Origin of the sequence: Micromonospora sp. NPDC005215 (genome assembly GCF_040607915.1) — a bacterium.
Taxonomy (GTDB): Bacteria; Actinomycetota; Actinomycetes; order Mycobacteriales; family Micromonosporaceae; genus Micromonospora.
Window position 1 is genome coordinate 32,105 of sequence record NZ_JBEXHQ010000013.1, and the last position, 25,254, is coordinate 57,358.

Genomic DNA, 25,254 nt, shown 5'->3' on the forward strand with positions numbered 1-25,254 from the left:
AGCCGGGAACTGAGGTGTGGCGATACCTTCAGGGTATCGTCCCTGACCCAGGTGGTCTTGGACCGCTTGCGGGCCGTGACGCAGAGTCGAAGACATGAGTGAAACGAAGATCGCCCTGGTCACCGGCGCCAACAAGGGCATTGGGTACGAGATTGCGGCAGGCCTTGGTGCGCTGGGCTGGACTGTGGGTGTCGGGGCGCGCGAGCAGACCAGGCGGGACGCGGCGGTGGCACGGCTGCGGGAGTCGGGCGTCGACGCCTTCGGTGTCCCGTTGGATGTCACCGACGACCACAGTGTCGCCACCGCCGCCGATCTGATCGCCGAACGCGCCGGACGCCTCGATGCCCTTGTCAACAACGCCGGAATCACCGGCGGACGGCCGCAGCAGCCGAGCAACGTCGATCCGGCCATCATCCGCACGGTGGTGGAGACAAACGTCATCGGCGTCATCCGGGTGACGAACGCCATGCTGCCGTTGCTCGAGCGGTCGGCCTCGCCGCGCATCGTGAACATGTCCAGCAGCGTCGGTTCTCTGGCCCGACAGTCCGGCGCCGGCGGTGAGACCACCACCGGCCCGGTCGCGGTGGCCTACGCACCCTCCAAGTCGTTCCTGAACGCGGTGACCCTTCAGTACGTCCGGGAACTGGCAGACACGAACATCCTCATCAACTGCGCCTGCCCGGGCTTCGTCGCCACTGACCTCAACGGCTTCCGTGGCGTGCGTACTCCCCAGCAGGGCGCAGCGACCGCCATCCGCCTGGCCACCCTGCCCGACGGCGGGCCCACCGGCGGATTCTTCGAGGACGCCGGGGTGGTTCCCTGGTGACGGCTCGCCGCCAAGTCGGTGTTCCTCATCCGCTGAAGTGACCGGAGCGCCGCGCGGCCCTGAGTGGACACTGCCGCTGCGCCAAGGCTTGTGTGGGGCGTGCCACGCCTGCGTCCCGCAGCCAGCGAGCGCCGCTAGCTCAACTGGCAAGGCAGCGGACTCTTGATCCTCGGGTTCGGGGTTCGAGACCCTGGCGGCGCACCAACGATCAAGGCCCTGAACTGGTGGTTCACGCCGGGCCGGGGCCCTTCGTGTGCGTGGGCGGTGTGTGGTCGCCCCGGTTTGTCGAGCGGGAGGAAGACTGAGGGACCGACGCGCGGGATGGCGTGCCCGCTCCGCGCCCCCGGAGGTTGAGGACACATGCGTACCACCACGATCGGCGACGTGAAGGTCCTGCTGCCGGACCTCCAACCGGACGACCTCGACACCACGACGAACCTGGCCGGCGGCCTCACCGAGGCCCTCGTCGAGGGCGCCGCGTGGCACGGCTCGCACCTTGAGGATGCCCGCATCCGCAGCAGCCTGATCACTGGCGTAGACCTGAGCGAGAGCACCTGGGAAGCGGGCAGCCTCTACGGCTGCGAGATCACCCGTACCGACTTCTCCGGCGCGACCCTGACCGGCAGCACCATCGAACGCTGCGCGATCACCGGCTCCCGGTTCACCGGCACCAGACTCACCGACGTGCGCCTCAAGGACGTCCTGTTCGACGGCTGCCGCTTCGACTACGCCACCTTCCAACGCGTTACCGCCGCTGGCTCGGTCGCCTTCACCGACTGCACTCTCATCAACGGCGCATGGTCTTCCTGTCGACTACCGCGCATCGCACTGCGATCCTGTGACCTCGCCGGACTGGAACTGGGCTCCTGCCACCTCGACGGCGCCGACCTGCGGGGCAGCCGGCTCCAGGGCCTCAAGACACCGCTGGACAACCTGCGCGGCGTCACCCTCGGCGAGGACCAACTTCCTGACCTCACCCAGCTGGCCGTCGCCGCCCTTGACCTCACCGTCCGAAACGACTGAAGCGGAGGAGGCATCGTGCTCGCTGAACCCACTGGCAGCCCGGACACGATCCTCGTCTGCGTTCGGGGTAACTCCGGATCGGGCAAGAGCAGCATCGCCCGCGAGCTACGACGCCGGCACGGCCGGGGCTGCGCGCTGGTCGAGCAGGACTACCTGCGCCGCATCGTGCTGCGCGAACGGGACAAGCCCGGCGGCGCGGCACCGGCGTTGATCGGGCAGACCGTCCGGTTCGCGCTCGACCACGGCTACCACGTGGTCCTGGAGGGGATCATGCACGCCGACCGGTACCGGAGCATGTTGACGGGTCTGCGGGACGGTCACCGAGGGCGGTCGCTGTTCTGCTACCTCGACGTCTCCCTGCCCGAGACGCTGCGGCGGCACCGCACGCGCCCGCAGGTCAGCGAGTTCAGCGCCGAGCAGATGAGTGGGTGGTACGCAGCGCACGATGCCCTCGGCTGGCCCGACGAACTGGTTCTTCCGGAGACCACCGGGCTGGAGGAGGCCGTGGAGGCTGTCGCCGCGGCCGCCGGACTGCCGCAGACCGAACGTCACGACGACGTGTTCCCGATCGTTCCGTAGGCCGCGCAACGGCGGCTAGCGCGGTGGTGAGACGTACAGCCCGGTGGTGCATCCCGTCTCGCCCGGCTCCAGCCAGATCCGGTCGTACCCCGGTTGTGTGATGGCTCCGTCGGGGGTGCGGACCAGCAGGAGGCACTCCCGCTCGGCGGGCACGGCCAGCACGGCGACGAGGGCGTTCTGGTGGGTGGTCGTGTCGACTGTGACGTGCTTCTCGGGGAAGGCGGCCCGCACCGTGGCCGCGAGGGTGTCGGGCGTGGCGGTGCGCAAGGCCGCGGTGAGCCGGTCAGTCGCGTCGTCGGGCATTGCCGGGTACGGCTTTGCCGTGGGCACCGGAGGGGTTGCCACGGACGGGCAGTTGATCTCCTCAACTGAGGTGGGGCGGTAGAGCTGCAACCGGTAGCGATAGCACCGGGTTGCCTGGCCGGCGGAGTTGCCAGGGTTGCCGTAGTTCCCGTAGTTCTCCGCCACCGACGTGGTGAACCGGACGTCGATGGTGGCCTGCTCGTCCGCGAAGGTGCGGCCTGACCAGGCCAGCGGCTCACGTCGGCCGCTCGACGTGCCGACGGTGGTCGGTTCGAGGATCTCGGTCGCGGCGATGTACTCGGCGTCCCGCACCCGATTTCGAGCACCGAGCTTCTCGGTGAGGCGCTTCGCCTCGGTCGCGGCCTGATCCCGTGCCATCGCGTCGCCGTCCTGGTACTCCGCGCACCCGGCCGACAGCAGGCAGAGCGCCAGCCCCGCACAGGCCAGCGCCGCGGAGCGGGAGCGACGAGGGGTGCCGGCAGGCCGCCGACGCGCCGATCGCGGCCACCCGCCCGGTCGCAGCGCGGAACCCTCGCGGCCTCGATCGACGTGGTCCGTCATCAGGTGGGGATCAGCCATGACGTCGAGCATGCCGGCCGACGGTAGGGGCGGGATGAGTGCTCGTACTCATCCCGCTGGGCGGGCGGCCCGGTCCTCGGGGCGGATTCATCGGACGATGCCGGTGGGGTGTGGGGTGGGGGTCGGGCGTTCTGCCCGGTACCATCACCTTTGCGCATTGACCACTCTTAATTGGCTGTTGCATTCGTCACACGTTCGACATACAGTCCGAGGGAGAGCTTCGTAGCGATTGGCAAAAGTGTGCGGTCGGGCAACAGCAGCCCTCCGCCAGTCCTTAGTGGCGTCGCTGTTCCGTGCTCGTCGCTCGATACCCGTCCCGTCGACGGCAAGTGAAAGGAACAGTACGTGAAATCAGCCATATCCACCGCTCGAACGTCATTGTTGGCGCTCGCGGTCTTCGTCTCCGCCGCAGTGCCGGCCGTGCTGACAAATCAGTTGCCGGCCTCGGCCGCGGTCCAGGCGACCTACTATGTCGCCCCGGACGGCAACGACGCCAACGCGGGGACGATCGAAGCTCCATTCAAGACCCTGCAACGCGCCCGGGATGTCGTCCGTACGGTGAATACGAGCATGACCGGCGACATCAACGTGTTGCTGCGCGGTGGGAGTTATCCGATCAGCAGCACTGTCGAATTCGGCACGAGTGACTCGGGCACCAACGGATTCCGGATCAGCTACGGCGCCTACCCCGGTGAGAAGCCGGTCCTCGACGGTGGTGTCCAGGTGACCGGGTGGACCCAGCACAGCGGCAACATCTGGAAGGCGCCACTGGACCGCGCCAACAAGCTGCGCGCGTTGTACGTCAATGACAAGCGTGCCGTCATGGCGACGAAGACGATCGGCTCCGGGGGCTGTTACGGGACGTACAACATCACGGCCAACCAGGCCGCGTGGGCCTGGGAGTCGGGGTCGCAGTGCGATGGCGCGAAATACAGCCAGAACGACTTCCCCGCCGTTCCCCGCAACCAGGACGATATCGAGATCGAGACGGGGACGACCTGGACCACGGCCATCGTGGGCGTCCGCCAGGTGACCACCGACGGCGCGAACCGGGTCGCCCTGTTCCAGCAGCCGGGTGCGGCGATCGCCCAGGGCGCGTTCAACGGCAACGCCCAGGTCGGCGGCACCCACAAACTCATGAACGCCTACGAGTTCCTGGACGCGCCCGGCGAGTTCTACTTCGACAAGGGCACCAAGACGGTCTACTACTACAAGGCCAGCGCCGAGAACATGTCGACAGCGGCGGTCTACGCGCCGAACAACGTCACCACAGTGCTGCGTGTCGCGGGCACCTCGACGAGCAGCCACGCGCGCAACATCACGTTCTCCGGCCTGACGGTGCAACACTCCGACTGGAACCTGTTCAACGTCGCCGGCTCGTCCTTCAAGCAGGCGCAGCAGGGCAACCTCGGCGCCCAGGTGTACGCGAAGGGCAACTTCCACGTCTACTACTACCGCAACGTCGACGTGACGCCCGGCATGGTCCAGGTGCAGAACGCCGACGGGATCCTGTTTCAGCGCAACCGGTTCCAACACACCGGTGCTGACGGGATCAACATGATCAACGACGTGCAGAGCTCACAGTTGATCGGCAACCACACCAACGACGTCGCCGGATCCGCCATCACCATCGGCCATCCGCAGCACGTCTACATCGGAGACGGCACGTCGACCAACCGGGAGAAATACTCCGCGCAGGTCGAGGGGCTGCCGAAGAACATCGACATCAAGAACAACTATCTCTACGACAGTGCCGTCCTGTTCAACGGGCACAGCCCCATCTCGGCATACTTCGCGGACACTCTCACCATCCAGCACAACCGGATCGAGAAGGCCCCGTGGTCCGGCATCACCCTCGGCTGGGGCTGGTGGAACTTCGACGGGTCATCGGGCTCGATCGTGCCCAACCGGCCCACCACGTCGGCGCGGAACAACACCATCAGCTACAACCACATCATCGACACGGTGCAGCGCCTCAGTGACACGGCCCCGATCTACACCCTGGGCAGTCAGCCGGGGACGACCATCACCAACAATTATCTTCAGGGCGTGCCCTCGGGCCACAAGTACGGGCTGCACCCGGATGAGGGATCGGCTTTCATCACGTTCCGGGACAACGTTCTGAGCATCGACAAGAACGTGACCTGGATGATTAATTCCGACGACTTCGGGCGGAAGCACGATCTGAGCATCACGCAGATCTACGGCCCGATCAACAAGGTCTCGAACAAGAATCTGCCGAACAGCACGGTCGCCGACATCCTCGTCTCCTCCGACTATGTCTGGCCGGCGGCGGCGTACGGCATCGCCGCGAACTCCGGCCTTGAGGACGCGTACCGGGACATCATTCCGGCGAGCAACTTCTCCGCGCCGAACTATGTGCTGCCGGCCAGCACATTCGTCGCCAGTGCCACGGCGTCCATCCCGATCCGGAGCACCGGCGACGCCACCAAGTCGGTGTGGCTGGCTCCGTCCGGGACGACCACCTTCACCGCCGGGGCGACGATGACCAGGGCAGCCGGCACCGCCACGTCCATCGCCGTGCCGACGACTCAGGGCGAGTACCGGCTCTACGTCGTCGACGCACAGGGCAACCGGTCGGCGGAGTCGACCTCGATCGTCCGGCAGCAGCAGGGCGGTGGCGGCGGCACGGGGAACGGACAGCTCGTGGGCGGCCAGTCCGGCCGCTGTGTCGAGGTGCCCAACTCCTCGACCACCAACGGCACCCAGGCGCAACTCTGGGACTGCTCCAGTGGCACCAACCAGCGGTGGACCCAGACCGCCAGCAAGCAGCTGACCGTGTACGGCAACAAGTGCCTGGACGCGTCCGGGGCCGGTACTGCCAACGGCACCGCGGTCATCATCTGGGACTGCCACGGCGGCACGAACCAGCAGTGGAACGTCAACACCAACGGCACCATCACGAACGCCCAGTCCGGGCTCTGCCTCGATGCCAACGGCGCCGCCAGCGCCAACGGCACCAAGATCATCCTGTGGTCCTGCAACGGTGGCCCGAACCAGCAGTGGACGCTGCGTAGCTGAACCACCCAGTCCCCGGGGCCAGGCCGACACGGGCCTGGCCCCGGGCTATTTCTTGACCGTCCCGAGGGTGCGGGCCGGGGTGTCCACACAGGCCGGTGTGTCGCTCCTGGCCAGGGACGTGGAGCAGCCTAATGTTACGGATTGTCGTTTTCGCTGGGTGATGTCTATCGCTTTCCCAATCCGTCGAAAGCGAAGGTTGCCTCGGGCTACCGTGTCCCCGGTTCAAGTGATCATCGTGAGCGGTCGACACCCGACCGAATTCACGGGAACCGGGTTGCACACCCGAAGGAGGTTCCATGGCACGCACCCGCATGGTTGGGGCGCTCGCCGCTGTCCTCGTCCTACCGGCCCTCACCGTCGTGGCAGCGACGTCGCCGGCGTCGGCGGAAGCTGTCGCGCCGAAGGTCGCCCCGCCGAGTGACATGCGTGAGCTGACCCGGAAGGACTTCACGCTGGACGGTCGGCCGATCGAGACGCCCTCGCGGTACCAGCCGCGCACGGGCGCGCGGAGGCAGGCGCAGGCGGTCGAGACGCCGGCGGTCGGCACGGTCCGTCAGTGGCTCGGCCTCGACGACGTTCAGGGTTCGGTCTACCGCAAGGACTACACACTGCGGGCGGTGGGCGAGCACATCGAGGTCTGGGTCGCCAACGACCTGGCGTTCCCGGCCGGTGACTGCCGGGCGCAGGTGCCGTCGTCGACGCAGATCACCGACGCGCAGGTGAAGCACCTGGTCGACGAGTTCGACACGAACATGTACCCGAAGGAGACAAGCGCCTTCAGCACCCCGCCGGACCGGGACGGCAGCAACGCCCAGATCGGGCCGGACGCCAACGGCGGTGGTGGGGTCTACACCGGTGCCGGCAACAAGACCGTCACGCTTGTGGACAACGTGCGGGACGACAACTTCTACACGTTCCCGGCCGCGCCGACGTACATCGCCGGGTTCTTCTCCGCTCAGTTCAACGAGCTGTTCGACCGCAACGTGATGACCGTCGACGCGTTCGACTGGCTGCACCGCATGACGGCGAACCCGCCGGACGAGCCGACAAACGACCTGTGCACCAGCCGGGGTGCCCGACCGAACAGCTACGAGGGCACGTTCGCGCACGAGTGGCAGCACCTCGCGCACTACTACGCGGACCCGTTCGAGGGTAACTGGATCAACGAGGGCCTCTCCGACTTCGCCATGGCGTTGACCGGGTACAGCGACTCGAAGGCCACGGTCTTCGACCGGGGCGCCGACAGTCACCTCTACTGCTACCAGGGGTTCGGCACGGTCCAGACGCCGTACAACACCAACCCGCGCGACTGCGGCGGGCCGGAGAACTCCCTCACCCTGTGGGACGAGAGCCCCAACCCGAACGCGGTCCTCGCCGACTACGGCAGCGCGTACTCGATGATGCTGTTCCTGTACGACCGCTACGGTGCCGCCTTCATGTCCCGGCTGCACCGCGACGGTGACCGGCAGGGCCTCGCGAGCCTGGACGCCGAGCTGGAGACGGTCGGGGTCCACGACGTCTACCAGGTCATCCACGACTTCCAGTCGATGACGCTGCTCGACAAGCTCGTCGGCGAGTCGAAGTTCGGCATCACCCTCGGTGTCGCCAAGAGCCGGGTCACCACGCCGAGCCTGCGCTCCACCGTCAACCTCGCCAGCACGGCGGCCAACGGTACGCCGGGGGCCGCCCCGAACGGAGCCGACTACGTGCAACTGGGCGCGGCCAAGGGCAAGGTGCTCAGCGGTCGCGACCTGCGGTCGGTGAAGTTCCAGGGCGCGAAGACCCTGCCCGCGCTCCCACTGTCGTGGACGACCACCACCCAGGATCCGGACCGGCCGGGCAACGCTGTGCTCTTCTCCGGCAACGCCAACAGCCTCGACTCGGCGGCGGTCACCTCCGTCGCCGTGCCGACCGTCGACCCGACGCTGCGGTTCCAGGCCAAGTACGGCGCGGAGTTCGGCTACGACTACGGCTACGTCACGGTGTCGACGGACGGCGGCGCCACGTACACCGCGATCGCCGGTGACAAGACTGTCGCCGGGCCGCGCGGTCCGGCGCTCAACGGCACGACGAGCGGCTTCGAGGCGCGCTCGTACGACCTGTCGGCGTATGCCGGGAAGACCGTGCTGCTCGGCTTCGAGTACGTAAGCGATGGCGGCACCAACGAGGGCGGCCTGCTGCTCGACGACATCACCGTCGGCGGGAAGCTGCTCAGCGACGGCACCAGCCTGGCCCCGTTCGACTCGCCGACCGAGATCCGGCCGATCCCGATCAGCAACTGGAACCTGCGGCTCATCGGCATCGACGAGAAGCACTCGATCGCCTGGCAGTTCGAGTCCAACGGCCGCTCCGAGGTCACGATCGGCAAGCTTGAGCTGGCCGTGCTGGACGCCTTCCCGAAGGTCGTCGCCGTTGTGGCGTACGACGAGCCGACCGAGCAGGTGCGGCAGTACGCGCCGTACAAGCTCACAGTGAACGGTGTGGTGCAGCCCGGGGGCAGCAGCTCGCTGAGCTGATCTCCAACCCGGTCGCGGGGCACCCGCCGTCGAGGTCGACGGTGGGTGCCCCGCACGCTGTGCCGGGTCGGCCCGGACCGAGAAATTGTCGGCCGGAGAGGTGCCGCCGGAGAGCCTGCGGGTAATGCTGGGTGATGAAGTCGACCTGGAAGCCCCACGAGAAGCACGGCGGGCTGTCGAGCAAGGACAAGCGCGAGTTGCCGGAGACCGTCTTCGCATTCCCCCGGGAGCGCAAGGAACCGATGACCGACGCGGGTCACGTCCGCAACGCCATCGCCCGGTTCGATCAGGTGCAGGGCGTCACCGACGAGGACCGGGACCTGGCCTTCCAGAACATCCTCGCCGCCGCGGCGCACTACGGTGTCGACGTCGCGGAGACCAACTGGCGGCAGCTCGGCAAACTCCCGCACACGCCGAATCCCGCCCACTGACCGGGTCAGCCCCACGGTTCGCCGGATAGGTCCGCCTTCGGCGGGTAAGCGGCGCGGATGTCCGCGAAGCAGGAGCCGGCGGCTCACTCCGGCCCAGAACCGAGTGGGGCATCCCGAGGGGTGTCCGTCCTGCGCGAGCGGGCACGGCACGCGGTACGCACCCGCGTGTGGCGGTTGCGTCTCTTCGGGCTGCTCGCCGTGCAGGCCGGCATCGCGGCGGCGCTCGCCTGGTTCGTGGGGTACCAGTTCCTGGACAATCCGGCCCCGGTCCTCGCGCCCACCACGGCGGTCGGCATCGTGGCCGCCTCGATGGGGTCGCGTCTGCGGCGCACCGTCGAGCTGCTTGTCGGTGTGGTCCTGGGCCTCGCCGTCGGTGACTCGCTCATGCCGCTGTTCGGCATCGGCGCCTGGCAGACCGGTGTGGTCGTGGTGCTGGCGATCATCGTGGCAGTGCTGCTCAAGGGCGGTGGATCCCTGCTAACCCAGGCCGGTGGCACGGCGGTGCTCATCGCCACCCTGGAACCGCCAGTGCGGGAGCTGTCCGTCCCCCGCTTCGTCGACGCCGCCGTCGGAGGGTTGGCCGGGCTGGTGGTCGGACTGGTGTTGGTGCCGATCCATCCACAGCGGACAGTCCGCCGGCTGGCCGAACCCGTCCTCGATCCGGCTGTCGCCGCCATGCACGCCCTGGCCGCGGCGCTGCGCCTGCGGAATCTTGGCGAGGCCCAGCGGTCCCTGGACACACTGCGGGAACTCAGCCCCCGGCTGACCGCGCTCGACGACGGGCTGAACGCCGCGCAGGAGGTGGTGCGACTGGCGCCACTACGCTGGCGTGACCGGACATCGCTTGCCTACTACACCCGGGCCGTCCGGAATCTGGAGCGCAGTCTGCACGGCTGCCGGTCCATCGCGCGGCGGCTCACGAAGGCCCTCCGGGACGACGAGCCGATACCGGAGGAGTTTCCGGCGGCCATCGACCTGTTGGCCTCGAGCGTGCAGAGCCTGCGATGCGCCATTCGGTCGCGTGACGAGCCGCGCGAGGCGCGCCAGCAGATCCTGACGGCCGTGGACCTGGTCGGGAGGGCGCAGGGGGAGGTCGTGCCTGATCTCACCCGCCCGCACACCCACCGGATGGGCTACTCGGGCCTGATCGCCGCGGGAGAGTTCCGCATGACCGCACATGACCTGCTCATCGCCAGCGGGCTGGACATCGACAAGGCCGCGGTGTTGGTGCGGCGGACGGTGGACCGGGAGGAGTGGGTTTGAGGGTCAGCTTCCCTTCAGCGAGGCCAGGATCTCTTCGTAGTGCGGGTTCTTCATGACGCCCAGCACGTTGCCGAACGGGTCGACGACCGCCGCGGTGACGAACCCCTCGTCGCCGTGCGGGGTGATCGGCTGGTACTCCGTGGCACCCAGCGCCAGCAGTCGCTCGACGGTGGTGTCGAGGTCGTCGACGCACCAGTGCATGACCACGCCGCCGGGCCCCGTCGCGGCCCCGGGCGGCGCGTACCTGCGGTCGATGATGCCCAGCTCCGCCTGGTAGTCGCCGATCCGGAACTCGGTGTAGGCCGGGCGTCCGTCGGGGCCGGGGCGCATGAAGTACGCCTCGACGCCGAGGAAGTCGGCGTACCAGGCGGTCGCCGCCTCCACGTCGTCCGCCCAGATGTTGAGGGTGGCAAATCCTCGCAGGCTCATCAGGTGTCCCTTCGTCGATGTCGTCGACAGGGACGCTAGCGGCGATTGCGGAAGGTCTGCTCCTGCAATCGCCGGCGGGTTCGGACGAGTCGCGTGTAGCCCGCCGCCTTCCGGGTAGTCGCCGCCGTTGCCATCACGAACGGCGGGGGTCAGCGTGGGAGCGACGTATCCGGCGATCGAGGCGCACGGTCTGATCGGTGACCTGCAGACCGCCGCGTTGATCAGCGCGGACGGCGCGGTCGACTGGTTCTGTGCGCCCCGTTTCGACTCACCGAGCGTCTTCGGTGCGCTGCTCGACCACGACAAGGGCGGCCTCTTCCGGCTCACGCCCGACGGCGTCGACTACACGAGCAAGCAGCTCTACCTGCCCGGTACGCGGCTCCGGAAGACGTCACCCTCGGGGTGCACCTCAAGCTCGCGACCGGTGAGCAGATCGGCAACTTCCCGCAGGCGTTCAGTCATCTCTCGCTGATCAGCACGGCTGCCCACCTCGACGACCTGCTCGACAAGGGGCGGTGCTGAACCGCTCGGTCAGAACAGCGTCAGCGGCTCGACCGGTATCGGCTCGGGCAGCGCGTCCAGCTCGGGTACGCGTGCCCGTACCGCGTCGTGGAACCGGCGGGCGAGCACTGGCGCGTCGGCGTTGTCCGGGGTGTGGAGGAACATCGTCGGCGAGCGCCCCTCCCGTAGCCAGGCCACTGTGACGTCGATCCAGCGCTGCCACCCCTCGACAGTGCGGGTCGGGTCGTCCCGGCCGAGGTAGCGGACGATCGGCCGGTCGGTCAGCGCGAGCGACCGCAGCGGCACGCGTGGTTTCCTGGTCCAGGCGTCCCGCTCGGCGTCGCTGCTGGGTGGGCTCGCGAAGAAGGCGGTCGTGTCGAAGGGAATCCACTCGGCGGACGCGACGGCGAGGGTCGCCTCCAGCATTCGGGTCGCGTCGGCGTCGGTGAAGAACGCGGGATGGCGGACCTCCACCGCGTACCGGTGCGACGGCGGGAGTTGACCGAGGAAGCGGCGCAGGGTCGGGACGTCGGCGGGGGCGAACGAGCCGGGCAGTTGGATCCAGAGGGCGTGTACGCGCGGGCCGAGCGGTTCGATCGCGTCCAGGAAGGCGTGCAGCGGTTCGCCGACGGCGGTGAGCCGGCGCTCGTGGGTGATGACCTTCGGAAGCTTGAGGACGAACCGGAAGTCGGGGTCCGTCTGCGCGGCCCACGACGACACGGTGTCCCGGGCCGGGGTCGCGTAGAACGTCGTGTTGCCCTCCACGGCGTCACACCAGCTGGCGTAGTGCCGCAGCCGCTCCGCCGGTGGCAGCGCGTGCCCCGGCCACGACCGGTGGCTCCACATCGCGCATCCCACGTGCAGCCGCATGCCCGCCCTCTCCGCCGGTGACCCGTGCTCGACCGGAGCCCACCGTAGCGGGGCCCGCCAGCTGTTGGACATCGTCAACTTGGGGTTGACGCAATCGGAGCGTCAACTTATGGTTGACGCATGACAGATCCTCTCCAGATGAGCAACACCGTCAAGCTCGACGACCTGATCCAGGCCATCAAGAGGGCGCACACCGACACGCTCGACCAGCTCACCGACGCGGTCATCGCCGCCGATCACCTCGGCGAGGTCGCCGACCACCTGATCGGGCACTTCGTCGACCAGGCTCGCCGCTCGGGCGCCTCCTGGACCGACATCGGCCGCAGCATGGGGGTCACCAAGCAGGCCGCCCAGAAGCGCTTCGTGCCGAAGGCGACCGACGCCGGGGCGCTCGACCCGAACGCCGGCTTCGGCCGGTTCACCCCCCGGGCCCGCAACGTGGTGATGTCCTCCCAGGAGGAGGCCCGCGCCAGCGGAAGCGCAGAGATCCGGCCCGAGCACCTGGTGCTGGGCCTGCTGGCCGAGCCGGAAGGGCTGGCCGCCACGGTGATGGCCGGCCGGGGTGCCACTCCCGAGGTGGTGCGGGAGCGGGTCGTCGCCCTCCTTCCGCCGCCGGCCGAGCAGGTCCCGGACCTCATCCCGTACGACGCGCGCGGCAAGAAGGCGTTGGAGCTGACCTTCCGGGAGGCGCTGCGCCTCGGGCACAACTACATCGGCACCGAACACATCCTGCTCGCCCTGCTGGAGCAGGAGGACGGCACTGGCGTGCTCACCGACCTCGGCCTGGAGAAGGCGACTGTCGAGGCCGACCTGGCCGCCGCGCTCGCCGCCTTCACGGCGCAGAAGTGAGCACCCGGGGTCAGGGTGCCTCGGGGAAGCCGTAGCGCAGGGCGTGCTCCGGATCGGCCCTGTCGATCTGGCGCACGCCCGCGTCGGCGAGGCGCTTGTTGACCTCGTCGAGTTGCTCGCGCACCAGTCGGGCCTCCTCCTCGGTGACCCGGCCCCGGTGCGGCTTGCCGGCGTGCTCCAGCGTGCTGTAGTCGATCTTCTCGGCGCTCTTGCGCGCCTTCGGTGGGCGGACCCGCTCGGCCGTCCGCAACAGTTGCGCCATCGGCATGTCGGTGGCCATCGCGTCGAACTCGCTGGCCGTCAACACCACCCGGCGCGGCTCGCCGCCGCCGTGCCGGTCGTGGATCTCCACCACCGCCACGTCCAGGGCTGCGTCGTCGATGTTCTCCACCTCGCCCGGTGTGGCGTCCAACTGCACGGGCCCGGCGACCAGGTCCGGGTGCTCCAGCACGACGACGCGGACCACCTCGTCGTCCTGCTGCAGAACCGTGCCGGTGAAGTCGGAGACGTGGATCGTCTTCTTGCCCATGCGCGGAGCTTCTCCTGTCGTAGGCCGGGATGCCGGACCACAAGAAATTACCCGACAGGTGTGCGAAAGCCCGCGCTGGACCTCCCGGTGTGTCGCCGCCCGGACGAACCGCCGGCTCCCGTCGACACGTGGGTCAGTGCGTGTTCAGGCGGTGCCGACTGGAACTGCCGGCGGGCAGGTTGTTCAGCCCTGCCCACGACAGGACGCCCCCGCCGACCATCCGGGGATTCCGGTAGCGCGGCTGCGGCGGGATGCCGCCGGCGGACTCGGCCGCGCGCCAGAGTCGTTCGGGGTCCTGCTGATAGCGGTGGTACGGCTCATTCGGCATGGCCCTACCGTTCCAAACAAAGGTGTCCAGGTAGGGAAATAGATATGACGGTCGATCGGTGTGTCCGCTCACCGTGCCCCGTCCGGCCCGCAGGGATCGTCCGCCCGGCCGGGCAGGCCCGGCGTACGGTGATCCACGACGGGTGGAGCGACGGGGGAGGTGGACATGCTCGACCGGCGGGTCCAACTGCACCTGGCCACCTGGCTCGGCCAGTGGCCGGCCGGGGCGGGGCTGCACGTGGTCGCCTCGCACCGACGGGCCGCACCGGCCTGGGACGGCAGGCTGCGCCCCGCGCTCGCCGTGGACACCGGGCACAGCGGCGTGCTCTCCGTGGCGCCGGACCGGGTGGCGGCGATCCGCTCGCTGGTCCGGCGTAACCCGGACCGGTTGCTCCCCGCGCTGCCGCAGGCCGTGGGGCTGCCCGACTGGTGTGTGCACGACGGCTCCTTCCGGTGGAGCGTGTCCCCCGCGCCGCTTCCCGACGTGGGGGAGTGGACCCCGCCGACGGCTCCCGGGCTGCCGCCCTGGCTGCGGCTCTTCGACCGGCCGGTGCTGGTGGTCCGCGACCCGGACGGCGCCTACCTGGCCGGTGCCGGGATCAAACGGCACGACGCGTACGGGCACGAGTTGGCTATCGGCACCGCGCCGGCCGCCCGGGGTCGCGGCCTCGCCCGTCGACTCGTGGCACAGGCGGCGCGGCGGGTCCTCGACGAGGGGGCGGTGCCGACCTACCTGCACGAGCGGGACAACCTCGCCTCGGCCCGGGTCGCCGACGCTGCCGGTTTCCCGGATCGCGGCTGGCGGGCCTACGGGGTCTATCCGCGCTGATTGGCGCTGGGCTCGCGCGGACCGTGGATCCCGGGCCGGATCCACGGTCCGCAACCTCCCCCCAGGCCCCGGTTCCGGACGTGCCGACCCGCGTCGGGTCGGCACGTGTCGATCACGCTACGTATCGAACAGGCGTGGGGCAAGGTGTGAGCTGTCGGTTCGGAGTGTCGAAAAGTGGACTTGACCTGCGGTTGAGCTGGTCGAGGGTGTCGGCCGGGCTAGTGACGTAGCGTGCAGCGTGACCTGTCGGGGGTCGACGGCCGCCGTGGAAGGCTCAGCGGGCCAGACCGAGAGCCTCGGCCGCCGCGCGACCGTTGGCGTGACTCGCGCCGTACGTGGTGACGAAGGCGCGTACGCCCGCTGGGCGCCACTGTGCCGGCCACCCCATCTCCACCACTGTCACCGGATGCTGGGCGGCCAGCCCGGCGACCAGCTCCGGGCCGCCGGGCAACCGGTGCAGGTGCCGCCCCACAAGCACGATGGGTCGGTCACCGGCCAACCCGCGCAGCGTCGCCGGGTCGGTCTCGGTGGCGATCACGCGGATCTCCGGCACCCCGTCGAGGTGGGGACCGAGACCCCACGGCACCCGACCCTCGGCGATCGTCGACTCGGTGTGCAACTGCACCACCAGTGGCCGGTCCAGGCCGGTGAGCACCCCGTCCACCCGGAGGGCGCGACGCGCTGCCGCGTACCCCAGCTCGGGGTCCCCGGCCGCCGGGGACCCGACGGCGGTCTGGGTCCAGGCGGCGAGTTCGGCGCCGCGGCCGGCGGCCTGCTCGACCCGCGTGGCCGCCAGCCGGCCGTCGGTGAGGGCGTCGACGATCTCGGCGGCGACCCGCTCGACCAGTTCGGCGTCGACCCGCGCGCCGATGCAGAGCAGGTCGGCGCCGGCCGCCAGGGCGCGGACCGCGGCCGGCCCGACCCCGCCGGCAGCCACCGCGGCCCCCTTCATCTCCAGCGCGTCGGTGATGACGGCGCCGGTGAAGCCGAGGTCGGTTCGGAGCAGGTCGACCAGGACGGCCCGGCTGAAGGTGGCCGGATCCGCGCCGGTCAACGACGGCACCCGGATGTGCGCGGTCATCACGGCGCGTGCCCCGGCGGCGATGACCGCACCGAACGGCGGCAGGTCCCGTTGGCGGAGCAGGCTCAGCGGAGCGTCCACTGTGGGCAGTTCGTGGTGGGAGTCGGCGACGGTGGCGCCGTGCCCGGGGAAGTGCTTGGCGCAGGCGGCCACGCCGGCGGCCTGCAACCCGGTCACGGCGGCGGCCGAGTGGGCGGCCACCCGCACCGGATCCGCGCCGAAGGACCGGGTGCCGATCACCGGGTTCTCGTCGGCGGTGTTGACGTCCACCGTCGGGGCGAGGTTGACGGTGATGCCGAGCGCCGCCAGTTCGGCGCCGATCGACTGGTAGACCCGGCGGGTGAGGGCCACGTCGCCGATCGCGCCGAGGGCGGCGTTTCCGGGGTACGGGCTGCCGGTGGCATGCGCCAGCCGGGTCACGTCGCCACCCTCCTCGTCGATGGCGATCAGCGCATCCGGCCGACCGGAGCGCAGCGCGGCGGTGCTCGCCGCCACCTGGGAGTGGTCGTGCACATTGGTGCCGAAGAGGGTGTGCCCGGCCAGCCCGTCGGCCAGCAGGTCGACCGCCCAGTCCGGCGGGACCGGTCCCGGGTACGCGGCGAGCAACGTGCCCAGCGCCAGCCGGCGCAGTCCTGGATCCAGCCCCACGTGATCTCCCCCTTCGGTGCCCCAGCGGGTACGAAACGTCGTACCGGTGGTGGTGTCCGCCCTGCCGAATCGGCGGAGCGCCCCACCTCCGGGTGGCCGATACGCTACGGCTACCCGTTCGCAGGTCGGTTTACAGTTAGCAAAGTTTACTAAAACTAGAGGACGTGTCATGAGTGCGACCCGGCTGCCCGGCACCCCCCGCCTGTTGCGGGCGCTCAACGACCGTGCGGCACTGGAACTGCTCCTCGAACGCGGCCCGCTCACCCGGGCCCGGCTCGGCGAGCTGACCGGGCTGTCGAAGGTCACCGCCTCCCAGTTGGTCGAGCGGTTGGAGGAGCGCGGTCTCGTCACCCGGGTCGGCGAACAGGCCGGCGGGCGCGGGCCGAACGCCCAGCTCTACGCGGTCAGCCCCGGCAGCGCGCACGTGGTCGGCGTGGACGTCGGGCCGGACCGGGTGGTGGCCGCCTGTGCCGACATCACCGGTGCGGTCATCGGCCGGGTGGAGCAGTCGACCCGGGACACCGACGACCCGGTGGGCGTCGTGCACAACGCCGTGGTGCAGGCCGCGAGCAGCGCCCAGGCGCAGCTCAGCAGCGTACGGCGGATCGTGCTCGGCACCCCGGGGCTGGTCGACCCCGGCACCGGCGACATCACGTTCGCCTTCAACCTGCCGCGCTGGCACAGCGGTCTGCTCGCCGCTCTGCGGGACGACCTGCACACCCCGGTGGTCTTCGAGAACGACGTCAACCTGGCCGCGGTGGCCGAGGCGCAGTCCGGCGCCGCGCAGGGGCTGGCGGATTTCGTGCTGGTCTGGGTGGGTGCCGGCGTGGGCCTGGCGATCATGTTGAGTGGGCGGTTGCACCACGGCAGCAGCGGTGCGGCCGGTGAGATCGGCTACCTGCCGGTGCCCGGCGCGCCCATCCCACGCGACGTCTCCCGCCGCGCCAAGCCCGCCTTCCAGCAGCTGATCGGTGCGGATTCGGTCCGCGCGGTGGCCCGCGAGCACGGCTACCCGGACACCGACGCCGCCGAGGCGGTGCGCGCGGCCGTCGCGGCCGGCCCCGACGGTGGCCCGATGCTCGACGAGCTGGCCCGCCGGCTCGCGCTCGGCGTGGCCAGCACCTGCGTGGTGCTCGACCCGCCGTTGGTCGTGCTCGCCGGCGAGGTGGGCCAGGCCGGCGGCATCGCACTCGCCGAGCGGGTGCAGCACGAGGTTGCGGCGATCACCCTGGTCCGGCCGCGGGTGGTGCCGACCGGGCTGACCGAGGAGCCGATCCTGCACGGCGCGCTGCGCACCGCATTGGACGCCGTGCGCGACGAGGTCTTCGGCTCCACCGTCGGCTGAGCCCGCTGCGCCGGTCATGTGAAGGAATATTTCACCGCAGCTCGGTGAGGTGCAAGCTCTTGCCGTGATGCGACCGGCCGCCGGGTGCGACAGGCCGCCGAGTGCGATCGGGTCGCCGGGTGCGATCGGGTCGCCGGGTCGCCCGCTGTCAGGCGGGCGGCCCGGCGAACCGCCACTCAGAGCAGGTCGCGGCGACGGAACACGGCGAACGCCGCAGCGGTCAGGACGCCGGTCAGCGCGAGCAGCACCAGCAGGGCCGGACCCCAGGTCAGGCTGTAGGAGCCATCGCAGTAGTCGGTGCCGGAACACCGCTGCGGATCCCAGAAGGTCGCCTCGCCGTTGAGCCATGCCCCGATGTGGCTGGAGAGCATCAACTGGTCCGGCCGGCGGGCATCGACGATCTCCAGCACCAGGCGGGCGCCCAACTCCCACAGCACCGCGTACGCGGCGAACGCGCCGAGCGCCGCCGACGTGTGCCGACCCAGCGTGGCGATCGCGAAGCCCAGCGCGGAGGCCAGTAACACAAGCACCAGACCACGCGCGTGCACCGCGCCCAGCGAACGCCAGAAGTCCCCGTCCAACCGGCCGGGCAACCCGGCGGTCTGCCCGATCACCCAGAACGTGGCGAGATAGGCCACCGACGCCAGCAGGGCCAGGACCAGCACCGTGCCGAGCAGGGTGCCCAACTTGGCCCCGAGCACCGTCAACCGGCGTGGTCGCCAGAGCAGCAGGTTCACCACGCCGCCGGAGTTCAGGTCGGCGCCGATGTAGGAGGCGCCGACCAGGAAACCGAACAGCACCAGGAACGCGATGAGGAAGTAGAGCAGCGGCAGCGCCTGCTGGGCGAAGCTGAACACCCCCGGCAGGTAGTCGGCGGCGATCGGCAGCCGCTCCTGCCGGACCGGGTCGATCTCCGAGCACTCCCGGGGGAAGTACTGGTCCATGTCGGCCTGCGGAAGCGTGCCGTTCTGTCGTGCCAGGCACTGCTGGAAGGCGGTCTCCATGCTCTGCCGCGCGTCGGTGGCCTGAGCCCGCGCCGAGTTCATCTCGTCCGCGCTCGGCTTGTGGGAACCGGCCAGGGTGGTCGCCGCCGTCACGGCGAACGCCAACGCCAGCAGGACGACCATGAGCTGCACGAAGCGACGACTCGACAGCCGCTCCAACTCGGCACGAACCAGGTTCACGCGTCCACTCCCCGATCGACATTGATCACAGCTTCGCCCTGCTCGCCGTCCGGCAACGCCGAGCCGTCGACCTGCCGGGGCACCGACGGATGCGCGTTCGCACCCGTCAGCTCCAGGAAGACGCTCTCCAGATCAGGCCGAAGCGGCGTCAGCTCGCCCACCCACAGCCCCTGCTCGCCGAGCACCCGGCTGACCACCGTCGGGTCACCCACGCCACTCACCACCAGCGCCTCGCCGTCGACGACAGCCGTCAGCTCGGCCGCGTGCAGCAGCTCGACCGCGCGCTCCGGCTCGGCCACCCGCACCAGGAACTCGTGCCGGTCATGGCCCGCCAGCACCTCGTCCACCCGGCCGGCCGCCACCCGCCGCCCCCGCGAAATGATCGTGACGTGGTCGCAGATCAACTGGATCTCACCCAGGATGTGACTGGACACCAGCACTGTCACCCCGTTGGCCGCCAGCGACCGCATCAGGTCCCGCATCTCCCGGATGCCCGCCGGATCCAGCCCGTTCGCCGGCTCGTCGAGGATCAGCAACCGCGGATCCTTCAACAGCGCGGACGCCACCGCGAGGCGTTGCTTCATGCCCAGCGAGTAGCCCTTCACCCGCTCGTCGCCCCGGTCGCGCAGGCCCACCAGCTCCAGTGCCTCGTCCACCCGCGAGACCGGCACCCCACCGGCCCGGGCCAACAAGCGCAGCGTGCGGTAGCCGGTGAAGTTGCCGAAGAACTGCGGGCTCTCGACGATGGCGCCGACCTGCCCCGCCACCCGTGGCAGCAACTCCGGCGACGGTTCGCCGAGCACTGTCATCCGCCCAGCGTCGGCGCGTACCAGCCCGAGCAGGGCCCGCAGGGTGGTGGTCTTGCCGGAGCCGTTGGGGCCCAGGAAGCCGTGGACCTGGCCGGCCTCGACCAGCAGGTCGAACCCGTCCACCGCCACCCGCCGGTCACCGCGCAGGCTGTGGAAGGTCTTGCGTAGACCCTCGATCTCGATGACCGCGCTCATCCGCGCGGCTCCGTATCCTGACGGAACATCAGCCGTCCTCCGGGTGTGGTGATCAACGACACGGCGCTTCACCCTATGGCCGAGGCGCCGCCCGTGGGGGGCGCCCCGGCGCTGCGTGGTTGGATGGTGCGGTGACTGGTGACCTGATCCTCGGCGCTGCCGGCGCCGCGCCTGTGGACCCGGATCTGGTGGTCAGCCTGGACGGCGTCGGGGTACGCCGCTCTGGCACCGCCCTCCTGCAGGACCTGACGTGGCGCGTCGAGCTGGACGAGCGTTGGGTCGTGCTCGGCTCCAACGGTGCCGGCAAAACCACACTGCTCAACCTCGCCGCCGGCCGGCTGCACCCCACCACCGGTGTCGCGCACGTGCTCGGCGAGCGGATCGGCCGCACCGACGTCAACGAGCTGCGTACCCGGATCGGGCTCACCACCGCCGCGCTCGCCGAGCGGCTGCCCGCCGACGAGCGGGTCAGCGACGTGGTGGTGACCGCCGCCTGGTCGGTGGTCGGCCGCTGGCGGGAGAACTACGACCGTGGCGACGAGGCGCGGGCGCGGGCACTGCTGAGCCAACTCGGCGTCGGTGGCCTCGCCGAGCGCCGCTACGGCACCCTCTCCGAGGGTGAGCGCAAGCGGGTGCAGATCGCCCGTGCCCTGATGACCGACCCGGAGCTGTTGCTGCTCGACGAGCCCGCCGCCGGGCTCGACCTGGGCGGTCGGGAAGACCTGGTCGGCCGACTGGCCGAGCTGGCGTACGACCCGGATGCCCCGGCGATGGTGCTTGTCACCCACCACGTGGAGGAGATCCCGCCGGGGTTCACCCACGCGCTGCTGCTGCGCGAGGGCGGGGTGGTGGCCCAGGGTCTGCTCGCCGAGACGTTGACCGGCGACAACCTCTCCAAGACGTTCGGCCTGCCGCTGGTGGTCGAGCGGTCGGGCGACCGTTACACCGCACGGGCCGCCTGAGCGCCAGGACAGGGCGGAGACGACAGTGCCGCAGACCCGGGTCGCAGTGGTGGGCAGCGCCAACATGGACCTGGTCGCGATGGCGCCCGCGCTGCCACGGGTGGGCGAGACCACGCTCGGCACCGACTTCGTGATGGTGCCCGGCGGTAAGGGCGCCAACCAGGCCATCGCCGCCGTTCGGGCCGGCGCCTCCTGCGCCTTCCTCGGCGCGATCGGCTCGGACGGCTTCGGCGTCACCCTGAAGGCCCGCATCACCGCGGCCGGGGTGGACACCAGCCAGCTGCGCGTGGTCTACGGCACCTCCGGGGTCGCGCTGGTCATGGTCAACGCCCAGGGTGAGAACGCCATCATGGTGACTCCCGGCGCCAACGACGCGCTTGTCGGCCTCACCGACGAGGAGCTGGCCACGGTACGCGCGGCGGACGTCCTGGTCACCCAACTGGAGATCCCGGTGCAGACCGTGACGGCCGCCGCGGTGGCCGCCCGCGCCGCCGGCACGCGGGTCATCCTGAACGCCGCCCCGGCCCGGGACCTACCGCCCGAGCTGCTCGCCGCCGTGGACGTCCTGGTCGTCAACGAGGGCGAGGCGCAGACGCTCGCCGGCCGCGGCCGGGAGGACCCCCGGGCGCTGCTCGACCTGACCCCCCGGGCCGTGCTCACTCTCGGCGGCGAGGGCGCCCGGTACGTCGACCGCGACGGCACCGACGTGCACGTGCCGGCGGTACGTGTCGACGTGGTCGACTCCACCGCCGCTGGCGACGCGTTCACCGCCGCGCTGGCCGTCGGCTGGGGCGAGGGGCGCGACCTGGTCGACGCTGTGCGTTGGGCGTCGGCAGCCGGCGCGGCCTGCGTACGCAAGCTCGGCGCATCGGTGGCGCTGCCGCAACGCGCCGAGATCGACGAGCTGTACGTGCCGGCCTGACCTCGCCCTGCTCAGCCGGCGGGCTCGTCGGCGAGTTTCTCGCCACGCCGGCGCAGCATGCCCAGCCCGGGGATGCCCGCCACGGCGAGCTTGAGGTCGCGGGTCACGTCGAGCAGATCGTGCAGGTCGGGCCCGACCCGGTCCAGCGTGGCCAGGATCGGCAGGATGTCGGCCGTCAGGTGTTCCTTGAGTCGGGGCAACTCGTCGATCAAATGGATCGCCGCACTGATCTCCTCGTGACTCAGCTCCTCGACGAACCTCCCGGCCATCGGGGCGGCCCGGCGCAGCGCCGGCTCGTACGCCGCCAGCAGTTCGGCCGCCGTGGCGGCGGCCTCCGCCGCGGTGCCCACCGTGCCGGCGGCGCGGCCGGCGACCCGCTCGGCCTCGGCGACCACAGTGCCGGCGACCCGGGAGACCCGCTCGGCCTCGGCGACCACCACGGCGGCGGCGGTGGCCACCTCGGTGGCGGTGTCGATGGCGGTGGTCGCGGCGGTGCTGATGACGGCCACCTCGCGGACCGCCGCTTCGGCGTCGGTGAGCACCTGGTCGGTCCGCTCCAGGGTCGTCTCGATCCGGTCGACCACCCCGTTGATCCGGGCCAGCAGCGCCTCCACCCCGTCCAGCACGGCGAACGCGCGGGCGGGCACGGCCGCGAACGAGGAGGCGGAGCCGAGCGCCTGATCGAGAGCGGCGCGGGTCAGGCCGACCACGGCGGTCGGGGTGGGGAGGGGAATCGCCATGGGATCAAGTGTGCGTCGGCCGTGCCACAACCGCCCGACGGGAGCCCCTCAGCGGGACCGTGGACCAGGGGTGTCGGCGCGGGCGACCCGCAGCGCCCACCAGATCAGCGGCACCTGCAACGGCACCCGGCCGTACGCGATGGCCCGCTTCGTCGGGCGCCGCCGCCGCCAGTCCACTGCCATCTTCACGTTCGCCGGTAGGACGGCGACGAAGAGCGCGGCGGCTGCCCGACCGCCGGCCCGCCGGGTGGCCGGATTCGCGACAGTCGCCGCCACCGCCAGCTCGGCCACCCCGCTGGCGTACGTCCAGAATCGTGGCGGACCGGGCAGCGCGCGCGGCACGATCGGGTCGTAGACGCCGGGTCGCAGCAGGTGGGTGACGCCAGCCACGGCGAGCAGCCCGGCCAGCGCGGCGGCCTCGCCACGGCGGTTGCTCATCGCTGATCCCCCTGCTGTTCGACGGCACGCTGCACGGCCCGGTAGATCTGACCGAACCGTAGCGCGTCCGGGGTGCGCACCAGCAGATCCTCCCGGCCGTGGTGCTGCACCCACAGCTCGTGCACATGGCTGCCGCGCTCGTAGGAGCGGTCCAGCCAGCTGAGCGGGATCTCCAGGAACGGCAGCGACACCAGCGCCCCCACCGCGCAGGCGGCGAGGATGATCAGTGCCAACTTCCAGTTGCCCCGGTCCTGTGCCGACCAGGCCAGTGACAGCACGCAGACCACGGCCACCAGCGGCGGCAGCGAGAGCAGCAGGACCAGAACACCGCGACCGAGTACGCGGCCACGTACGGCGAGGGTCTTCTGCCCTCGCGCATGCCAGACGAACGTCACGTCGGACAGGGCGATCACGTGACCACCCGCCCGGATCGACTCGGAGGTCACCTGCACCGCGTCGTCCCGGTAATAGAGGGTCATCACTAAGCCTAACCACCCGTGGGCAACCCCCGCCTCGGCATTCTTGGACAGTTTCCGTTAGCCGCTAACGGAAACTGTCCAAGATTTGCGGCGGCTAGCGGCGGGTGCCGGGGCGGGCCGGCTGGCTGTGCTCGACCGCGCGCTGCACCGCCCGGTAGATCTGACCGAAGCGCAACGCGTCGCCGGTGCGCAGCAACCGCACCGGCTGGCCCCGCCAGCGGGCCCAGATCTCCAGTTGGCGGCTGCCCCGGGCGTACGAGCGGTCCAGGTGCTCGAAGAGGAAGTCGGCGACCGGCCCGACGGCCAGCCCGACCAGCACCGACGCGCCGACGATCGCGATCGTCACGGTGGGTGAGCGGTGCAGCCAGACGGCCACGCCGATGCCGAGCACCGCCGCGACCAGCGGACCGGCCAGGGCTGCGCCGATCGCGCCGCGCCCCACCAGGACGCGCCAGGAACGGCTGCCGCGGCGGTGCCAGATCATGGTGATGTCGGTCAGCGCGTAGCTGCGGCCGTCGGCTCGGAAGGTGGTGGAGGTGACCTGCACCGACCTGTCGTCGTAATACGTGATCATGGCTGGACTCCCGCCCGGGGGGCTGACACCACACTACTTACCCAAACGAGCAGGGTCGTAAGGTTGGCACGCGACTTCGACGAGGAAGTGAGGCAGCGTGGGCGAGTTCGTTCGGCTGGAGATCAACGGCGGCATCGGCACGATCCGGCTGGAGCGGCCGCCGATGAACGCGCTCAACACGCAGGTGCAGGAGGAGTTGCGCGCCGCCGCGGCGGCGGCCACCGCCGACCCCCAGGTCCGCGCCGTCATCCTGTACGGCGGGGAGAAGGTCTTCGCCGCCGGTGCGGACATCAAGCAGATGGCCGAGATGTCCTACGTGGACATGGTCGACCGGGCCCCGAACCTGTCCACCGCGCTCGGCGCGATCGCCCGGATCCCCAAGCCGGTGGTCGCCGCGATCACCGGGTACGCCCTCGGTGGCGGCTGCGAGCTGGCGTTGGCCTGCGACTGGCGGGTCGTCGCCGAGGACGCCAAGCTCGGCCAGCCGGAGATCAGGCTGGGCATCATCCCCGGTGCGGGCGGCACCCAGCGGCTGGCCCGCCTGATCGGCCCGGCCCGAGCCAAGGACCTGATCATGTCGGGGCGGATGGTGGACGCGCAGGAGGCGCTGCGGATCGGCCTGGCCGACCGGGTCGCCCCGGCCGCCGACGTGTACGACACAGCCGTGGAGCTGATCACCCCGTACCTGACCGGGCCCGCGCAGGCGCTGCGCGCGGCGAAGCTGGCGGTCGACGGCGGCCTGGACATGGACCTGAACTCGGGCCTGGCCTGGGAGACCCAGCTCTTCGCGGCGCTGTTCGCCACCGACGACCGGCGCGAGGGCATGACGGCCTTCGTCGAGAAGCGCAAGCCGGACTTCACCGGCCGCTGACCCGTCGGTCCACCCTCCATCTGCTCTCTGACCTCGGCGGCGTCCACCGGCCGGGACCACGGTCGGACGGCCAAGTGACTGGCCGGTAACCTGTGATCCCGGCCACGGAC

Annotated in this window: 25 protein-coding genes, 1 tRNA gene and 1 pseudogene; 15 read left to right on the forward strand and 12 right to left on the reverse strand. The window is 70.4% G+C overall.

The window, feature by feature from the left end; translation table 11 throughout:
* Positions 1 to 94 precede the first annotated feature (94 nt).
* From ABZU25_RS12735 to ABZU25_RS12750, 4 genes are all read left to right on the forward strand, one after another.
* Positions 95 to 826 carry an SDR family oxidoreductase gene (locus ABZU25_RS12735; RefSeq protein ID WP_355029478.1) on the forward strand — a complete coding sequence of 244 codons (732 nt, stop codon included), beginning with the start codon at positions 95 to 97 and terminating at the stop codon, positions 824 to 826.
* Positions 827 to 954: 128 nt separating this feature from the next.
* Positions 955 to 1,030 (forward strand) — tRNA-Lys (locus ABZU25_RS12740).
* Between the two features lie 156 nt (positions 1,031 to 1,186).
* A complete protein-coding gene (locus tag ABZU25_RS12745) occupies positions 1,187 to 1,849 on the forward strand; it encodes a pentapeptide repeat-containing protein (protein ID WP_355029479.1) in 663 nt (220 codons plus the stop codon).
* Between the two features lie 15 nt (positions 1,850 to 1,864).
* Entirely contained in the window at positions 1,865 to 2,428 is a 564-nt protein-coding gene (locus ABZU25_RS12750) for a kinase (RefSeq protein ID WP_355029480.1), read from the forward strand.
* Positions 2,429 to 2,443: 15 nt separating this feature from the next.
* Here the strand turns inward: ABZU25_RS12750 and ABZU25_RS12755 are convergent, their stop codons facing one another.
* A complete protein-coding gene (locus ABZU25_RS12755; RefSeq protein ID WP_355029481.1) occupies positions 2,444 to 3,310 on the reverse strand; it encodes a hypothetical protein in 867 nt (288 codons plus the stop codon).
* A gap of 345 nt (positions 3,311 to 3,655) precedes the next feature.
* Between ABZU25_RS12755 and ABZU25_RS12760 the strand changes: the two genes are divergently transcribed.
* The 4 genes from ABZU25_RS12760 (at position 3,656) to ABZU25_RS12775 (ending at position 10,562) form a co-directional block, all read left to right on the forward strand.
* Entirely contained in the window at positions 3,656 to 6,352 is a 2,697-nt protein-coding gene (locus ABZU25_RS12760) for an RICIN domain-containing protein (RefSeq protein WP_355029482.1), read from the forward strand.
* A 296-nt stretch (positions 6,353 to 6,648) separates the two neighbouring features.
* Positions 6,649 to 8,868 (forward strand): choice-of-anchor J domain-containing protein, encoded by a 2,220-nt coding sequence (locus ABZU25_RS12765; RefSeq protein WP_355029483.1) that lies wholly within the window; start codon positions 6,649 to 6,651, stop codon positions 8,866 to 8,868.
* 134 nt (positions 8,869 to 9,002) lie between these two features.
* Entirely contained in the window at positions 9,003 to 9,299 is a 297-nt protein-coding gene (locus tag ABZU25_RS12770) for a DUF6582 domain-containing protein (RefSeq protein ID WP_355029484.1), read from the forward strand.
* 120 nt (positions 9,300 to 9,419) lie between these two features.
* The gene (locus ABZU25_RS12775) at positions 9,420 to 10,562 is read left to right on the forward strand and encodes an FUSC family protein (RefSeq protein WP_355029485.1); all 1,143 of its coding nucleotides are present in this window, start codon (positions 9,420 to 9,422) and stop codon (positions 10,560 to 10,562) included.
* 3 nt (positions 10,563 to 10,565) lie between these two features.
* On the opposite strand, the gene ABZU25_RS12780 is transcribed toward ABZU25_RS12775, so the two are convergent.
* The gene (locus ABZU25_RS12780; protein ID WP_355029486.1) at positions 10,566 to 10,991 is read right to left on the reverse strand and encodes a VOC family protein; all 426 of its coding nucleotides are present in this window, start codon (positions 10,989 to 10,991) and stop codon (positions 10,566 to 10,568) included.
* 154 nt (positions 10,992 to 11,145) lie between these two features.
* On the opposite strand from ABZU25_RS12780, the pseudogene ABZU25_RS12785 reads away from it, so the two are divergent.
* A pseudogene (locus ABZU25_RS12785) lies at positions 11,146 to 11,373 on the forward strand (trehalase-like domain-containing protein); the annotation flags it as partial.
* Positions 11,374 to 11,522: 149 nt separating this feature from the next.
* Here the strand turns inward: ABZU25_RS12785 and ABZU25_RS12790 are convergent.
* On the reverse strand, positions 11,523 to 12,338 hold the full coding sequence (locus tag ABZU25_RS12790) for a DUF72 domain-containing protein (RefSeq protein ID WP_355029576.1): 816 nt from the start codon (positions 12,336 to 12,338) through the stop codon (positions 11,523 to 11,525).
* Positions 12,339 to 12,482: 144 nt separating this feature from the next.
* Here ABZU25_RS12790 and ABZU25_RS12795 point away from each other — a divergent pair, with 144 nt between their 5' ends.
* On the forward strand, positions 12,483 to 13,211 hold the full coding sequence (locus tag ABZU25_RS12795) for a Clp protease N-terminal domain-containing protein (protein ID WP_355029487.1): 729 nt from the start codon (positions 12,483 to 12,485) through the stop codon (positions 13,209 to 13,211).
* Positions 13,212 to 13,221: 10 nt separating this feature from the next.
* Here the strand turns inward: ABZU25_RS12795 and ABZU25_RS12800 are convergent, their stop codons facing one another.
* Both ABZU25_RS12800 and ABZU25_RS12805 read right to left on the reverse strand, forming a co-directional pair.
* Complete coding sequence (locus ABZU25_RS12800) at positions 13,222 to 13,740, reverse strand: hypothetical protein (protein WP_355029488.1); 519 nt, start codon at positions 13,738 to 13,740, stop codon at positions 13,222 to 13,224.
* Between the two features lie 133 nt (positions 13,741 to 13,873).
* The gene (locus tag ABZU25_RS12805) at positions 13,874 to 14,068 is read right to left on the reverse strand and encodes a DNA repair protein (protein WP_355029489.1); all 195 of its coding nucleotides are present in this window, start codon (positions 14,066 to 14,068) and stop codon (positions 13,874 to 13,876) included.
* A gap of 165 nt (positions 14,069 to 14,233) precedes the next feature.
* Here ABZU25_RS12805 and ABZU25_RS12810 point away from each other — a divergent pair, with 165 nt between their 5' ends.
* Entirely contained in the window at positions 14,234 to 14,896 is a 663-nt protein-coding gene (locus ABZU25_RS12810) for a GNAT family N-acetyltransferase (protein ID WP_355029490.1), read from the forward strand.
* Positions 14,897 to 15,170: 274 nt separating this feature from the next.
* Here ABZU25_RS12810 and ABZU25_RS12815 read toward each other — a convergent pair whose 3' ends face one another.
* Positions 15,171 to 16,625, reverse strand: coding sequence for a glycoside hydrolase family 3 N-terminal domain-containing protein (locus tag ABZU25_RS12815; protein WP_355029491.1), 1,455 nt, complete (start codon positions 16,623 to 16,625; stop codon positions 15,171 to 15,173).
* A 169-nt stretch (positions 16,626 to 16,794) separates the two neighbouring features.
* On the opposite strand from ABZU25_RS12815, the gene ABZU25_RS12820 reads away from it, so the two are divergent.
* Positions 16,795 to 17,970 carry an ROK family transcriptional regulator gene (locus tag ABZU25_RS12820; RefSeq protein WP_355029492.1) on the forward strand — a complete coding sequence of 392 codons (1,176 nt, stop codon included), beginning with the start codon at positions 16,795 to 16,797 and terminating at the stop codon, positions 17,968 to 17,970.
* Positions 17,971 to 18,146: 176 nt separating this feature from the next.
* Here ABZU25_RS12820 and ABZU25_RS12825 read toward each other — a convergent pair whose 3' ends face one another.
* Entirely contained in the window at positions 18,147 to 19,154 is a 1,008-nt protein-coding gene (locus ABZU25_RS12825; protein WP_355029493.1) for an ABC transporter permease subunit, read from the reverse strand.
* Positions 19,151 to 20,158, reverse strand: a complete 1,008-nt coding sequence (locus ABZU25_RS12830; protein WP_355029494.1) for an ATP-binding cassette domain-containing protein — start codon at positions 20,156 to 20,158, stop codon at positions 19,151 to 19,153. Before ABZU25_RS12830 ends, ABZU25_RS12825 begins: the two co-directional genes overlap by 4 nt.
* Before the next feature lie 131 nt (positions 20,159 to 20,289).
* Between ABZU25_RS12830 and ABZU25_RS12835 the strand changes: the two genes are divergently transcribed.
* Both ABZU25_RS12835 and ABZU25_RS12840 read left to right on the forward strand, forming a co-directional pair.
* Positions 20,290 to 21,120 (forward strand): ABC transporter ATP-binding protein, encoded by an 831-nt coding sequence (locus ABZU25_RS12835; RefSeq protein ID WP_355029495.1) that lies wholly within the window; start codon positions 20,290 to 20,292, stop codon positions 21,118 to 21,120.
* Between the two features lie 25 nt (positions 21,121 to 21,145).
* A complete protein-coding gene (locus ABZU25_RS12840) occupies positions 21,146 to 22,042 on the forward strand; it encodes a ribokinase (protein WP_355029496.1) in 897 nt (298 codons plus the stop codon).
* 11 nt (positions 22,043 to 22,053) lie between these two features.
* On the opposite strand, the gene ABZU25_RS12845 is transcribed toward ABZU25_RS12840, so the two are convergent.
* From ABZU25_RS12845 to ABZU25_RS12860, 4 genes are all read right to left on the reverse strand, one after another.
* Entirely contained in the window at positions 22,054 to 22,782 is a 729-nt protein-coding gene (locus ABZU25_RS12845; protein ID WP_355029497.1) for a hypothetical protein, read from the reverse strand.
* Positions 22,783 to 22,830: 48 nt separating this feature from the next.
* Positions 22,831 to 23,220 (reverse strand): hypothetical protein, encoded by a 390-nt coding sequence (locus tag ABZU25_RS12850; RefSeq protein ID WP_355029498.1) that lies wholly within the window; start codon positions 23,218 to 23,220, stop codon positions 22,831 to 22,833.
* Positions 23,217 to 23,699, reverse strand: coding sequence for a DUF6232 family protein (locus ABZU25_RS12855; RefSeq protein ID WP_355029499.1), 483 nt, complete (start codon positions 23,697 to 23,699; stop codon positions 23,217 to 23,219). Before ABZU25_RS12855 ends, ABZU25_RS12850 begins: the two co-directional genes overlap by 4 nt.
* A 94-nt stretch (positions 23,700 to 23,793) precedes the next feature.
* On the reverse strand, positions 23,794 to 24,273 hold the full coding sequence (locus ABZU25_RS12860) for a DUF6232 family protein (RefSeq protein ID WP_355029500.1): 480 nt from the start codon (positions 24,271 to 24,273) through the stop codon (positions 23,794 to 23,796).
* A gap of 97 nt (positions 24,274 to 24,370) precedes the next feature.
* Here ABZU25_RS12860 and ABZU25_RS12865 point away from each other — a divergent pair, with 97 nt between their 5' ends.
* On the forward strand, positions 24,371 to 25,144 hold the full coding sequence (locus tag ABZU25_RS12865; protein ID WP_355029501.1) for an enoyl-CoA hydratase-related protein: 774 nt from the start codon (positions 24,371 to 24,373) through the stop codon (positions 25,142 to 25,144).
* Positions 25,145 to 25,254: the final 110 nt, after the last annotated feature.

Coding starts and splice junctions, on each gene's coding strand:
- ABZU25_RS12805 (WP_355029489.1), bottom strand. CDS start 14,068: ATGCCGAATGAGCCGTACCACCGCTATCAGCAGGACCCCGAACGACTC.
- ABZU25_RS12845 (WP_355029497.1), bottom strand. CDS start 22,782: ATGGCGATTCCCCTCCCCACCCCGACCGCCGTGGTCGGCCTGACCCGC.
- ABZU25_RS12765 (WP_355029483.1), top strand. CDS start 6,649: ATGGCACGCACCCGCATGGTTGGGGCGCTCGCCGCTGTCCTCGTCCTA.
- ABZU25_RS12790 (WP_355029576.1), bottom strand. CDS start 12,338: ATGTGGAGCCACCGGTCGTGGCCGGGGCACGCGCTGCCACCGGCGGAG.
- ABZU25_RS12830 (WP_355029494.1), bottom strand. CDS start 20,158: ATGAGCGCGGTCATCGAGATCGAGGGTCTACGCAAGACCTTCCACAGC.
- ABZU25_RS12770 (WP_355029484.1), top strand. CDS start 9,003: ATGAAGTCGACCTGGAAGCCCCACGAGAAGCACGGCGGGCTGTCGAGC.
- ABZU25_RS12800 (WP_355029488.1), bottom strand. CDS start 13,740: ATGGGCAAGAAGACGATCCACGTCTCCGACTTCACCGGCACGGTTCTG.
- ABZU25_RS12820 (WP_355029492.1), top strand. CDS start 16,795: ATGAGTGCGACCCGGCTGCCCGGCACCCCCCGCCTGTTGCGGGCGCTC.
- ABZU25_RS12755 (WP_355029481.1), bottom strand. CDS start 3,310: ATGGCTGATCCCCACCTGATGACGGACCACGTCGATCGAGGCCGCGAG.
- ABZU25_RS12860 (WP_355029500.1), bottom strand. CDS start 24,273: ATGATCACGTATTACGACGACAGGTCGGTGCAGGTCACCTCCACCACC.
- ABZU25_RS12745 (WP_355029479.1), top strand. CDS start 1,187: ATGCGTACCACCACGATCGGCGACGTGAAGGTCCTGCTGCCGGACCTC.
- ABZU25_RS12735 (WP_355029478.1), top strand. CDS start 95: ATGAGTGAAACGAAGATCGCCCTGGTCACCGGCGCCAACAAGGGCATT.
- ABZU25_RS12810 (WP_355029490.1), top strand. CDS start 14,234: ATGCTCGACCGGCGGGTCCAACTGCACCTGGCCACCTGGCTCGGCCAG.
- ABZU25_RS12795 (WP_355029487.1), top strand. CDS start 12,483: ATGACAGATCCTCTCCAGATGAGCAACACCGTCAAGCTCGACGACCTG.
- ABZU25_RS12855 (WP_355029499.1), bottom strand. CDS start 23,699: ATGACCCTCTATTACCGGGACGACGCGGTGCAGGTGACCTCCGAGTCG.
- ABZU25_RS12780 (WP_355029486.1), bottom strand. CDS start 10,991: ATGAGCCTGCGAGGATTTGCCACCCTCAACATCTGGGCGGACGACGTG.
- ABZU25_RS12850 (WP_355029498.1), bottom strand. CDS start 23,220: ATGAGCAACCGCCGTGGCGAGGCCGCCGCGCTGGCCGGGCTGCTCGCC.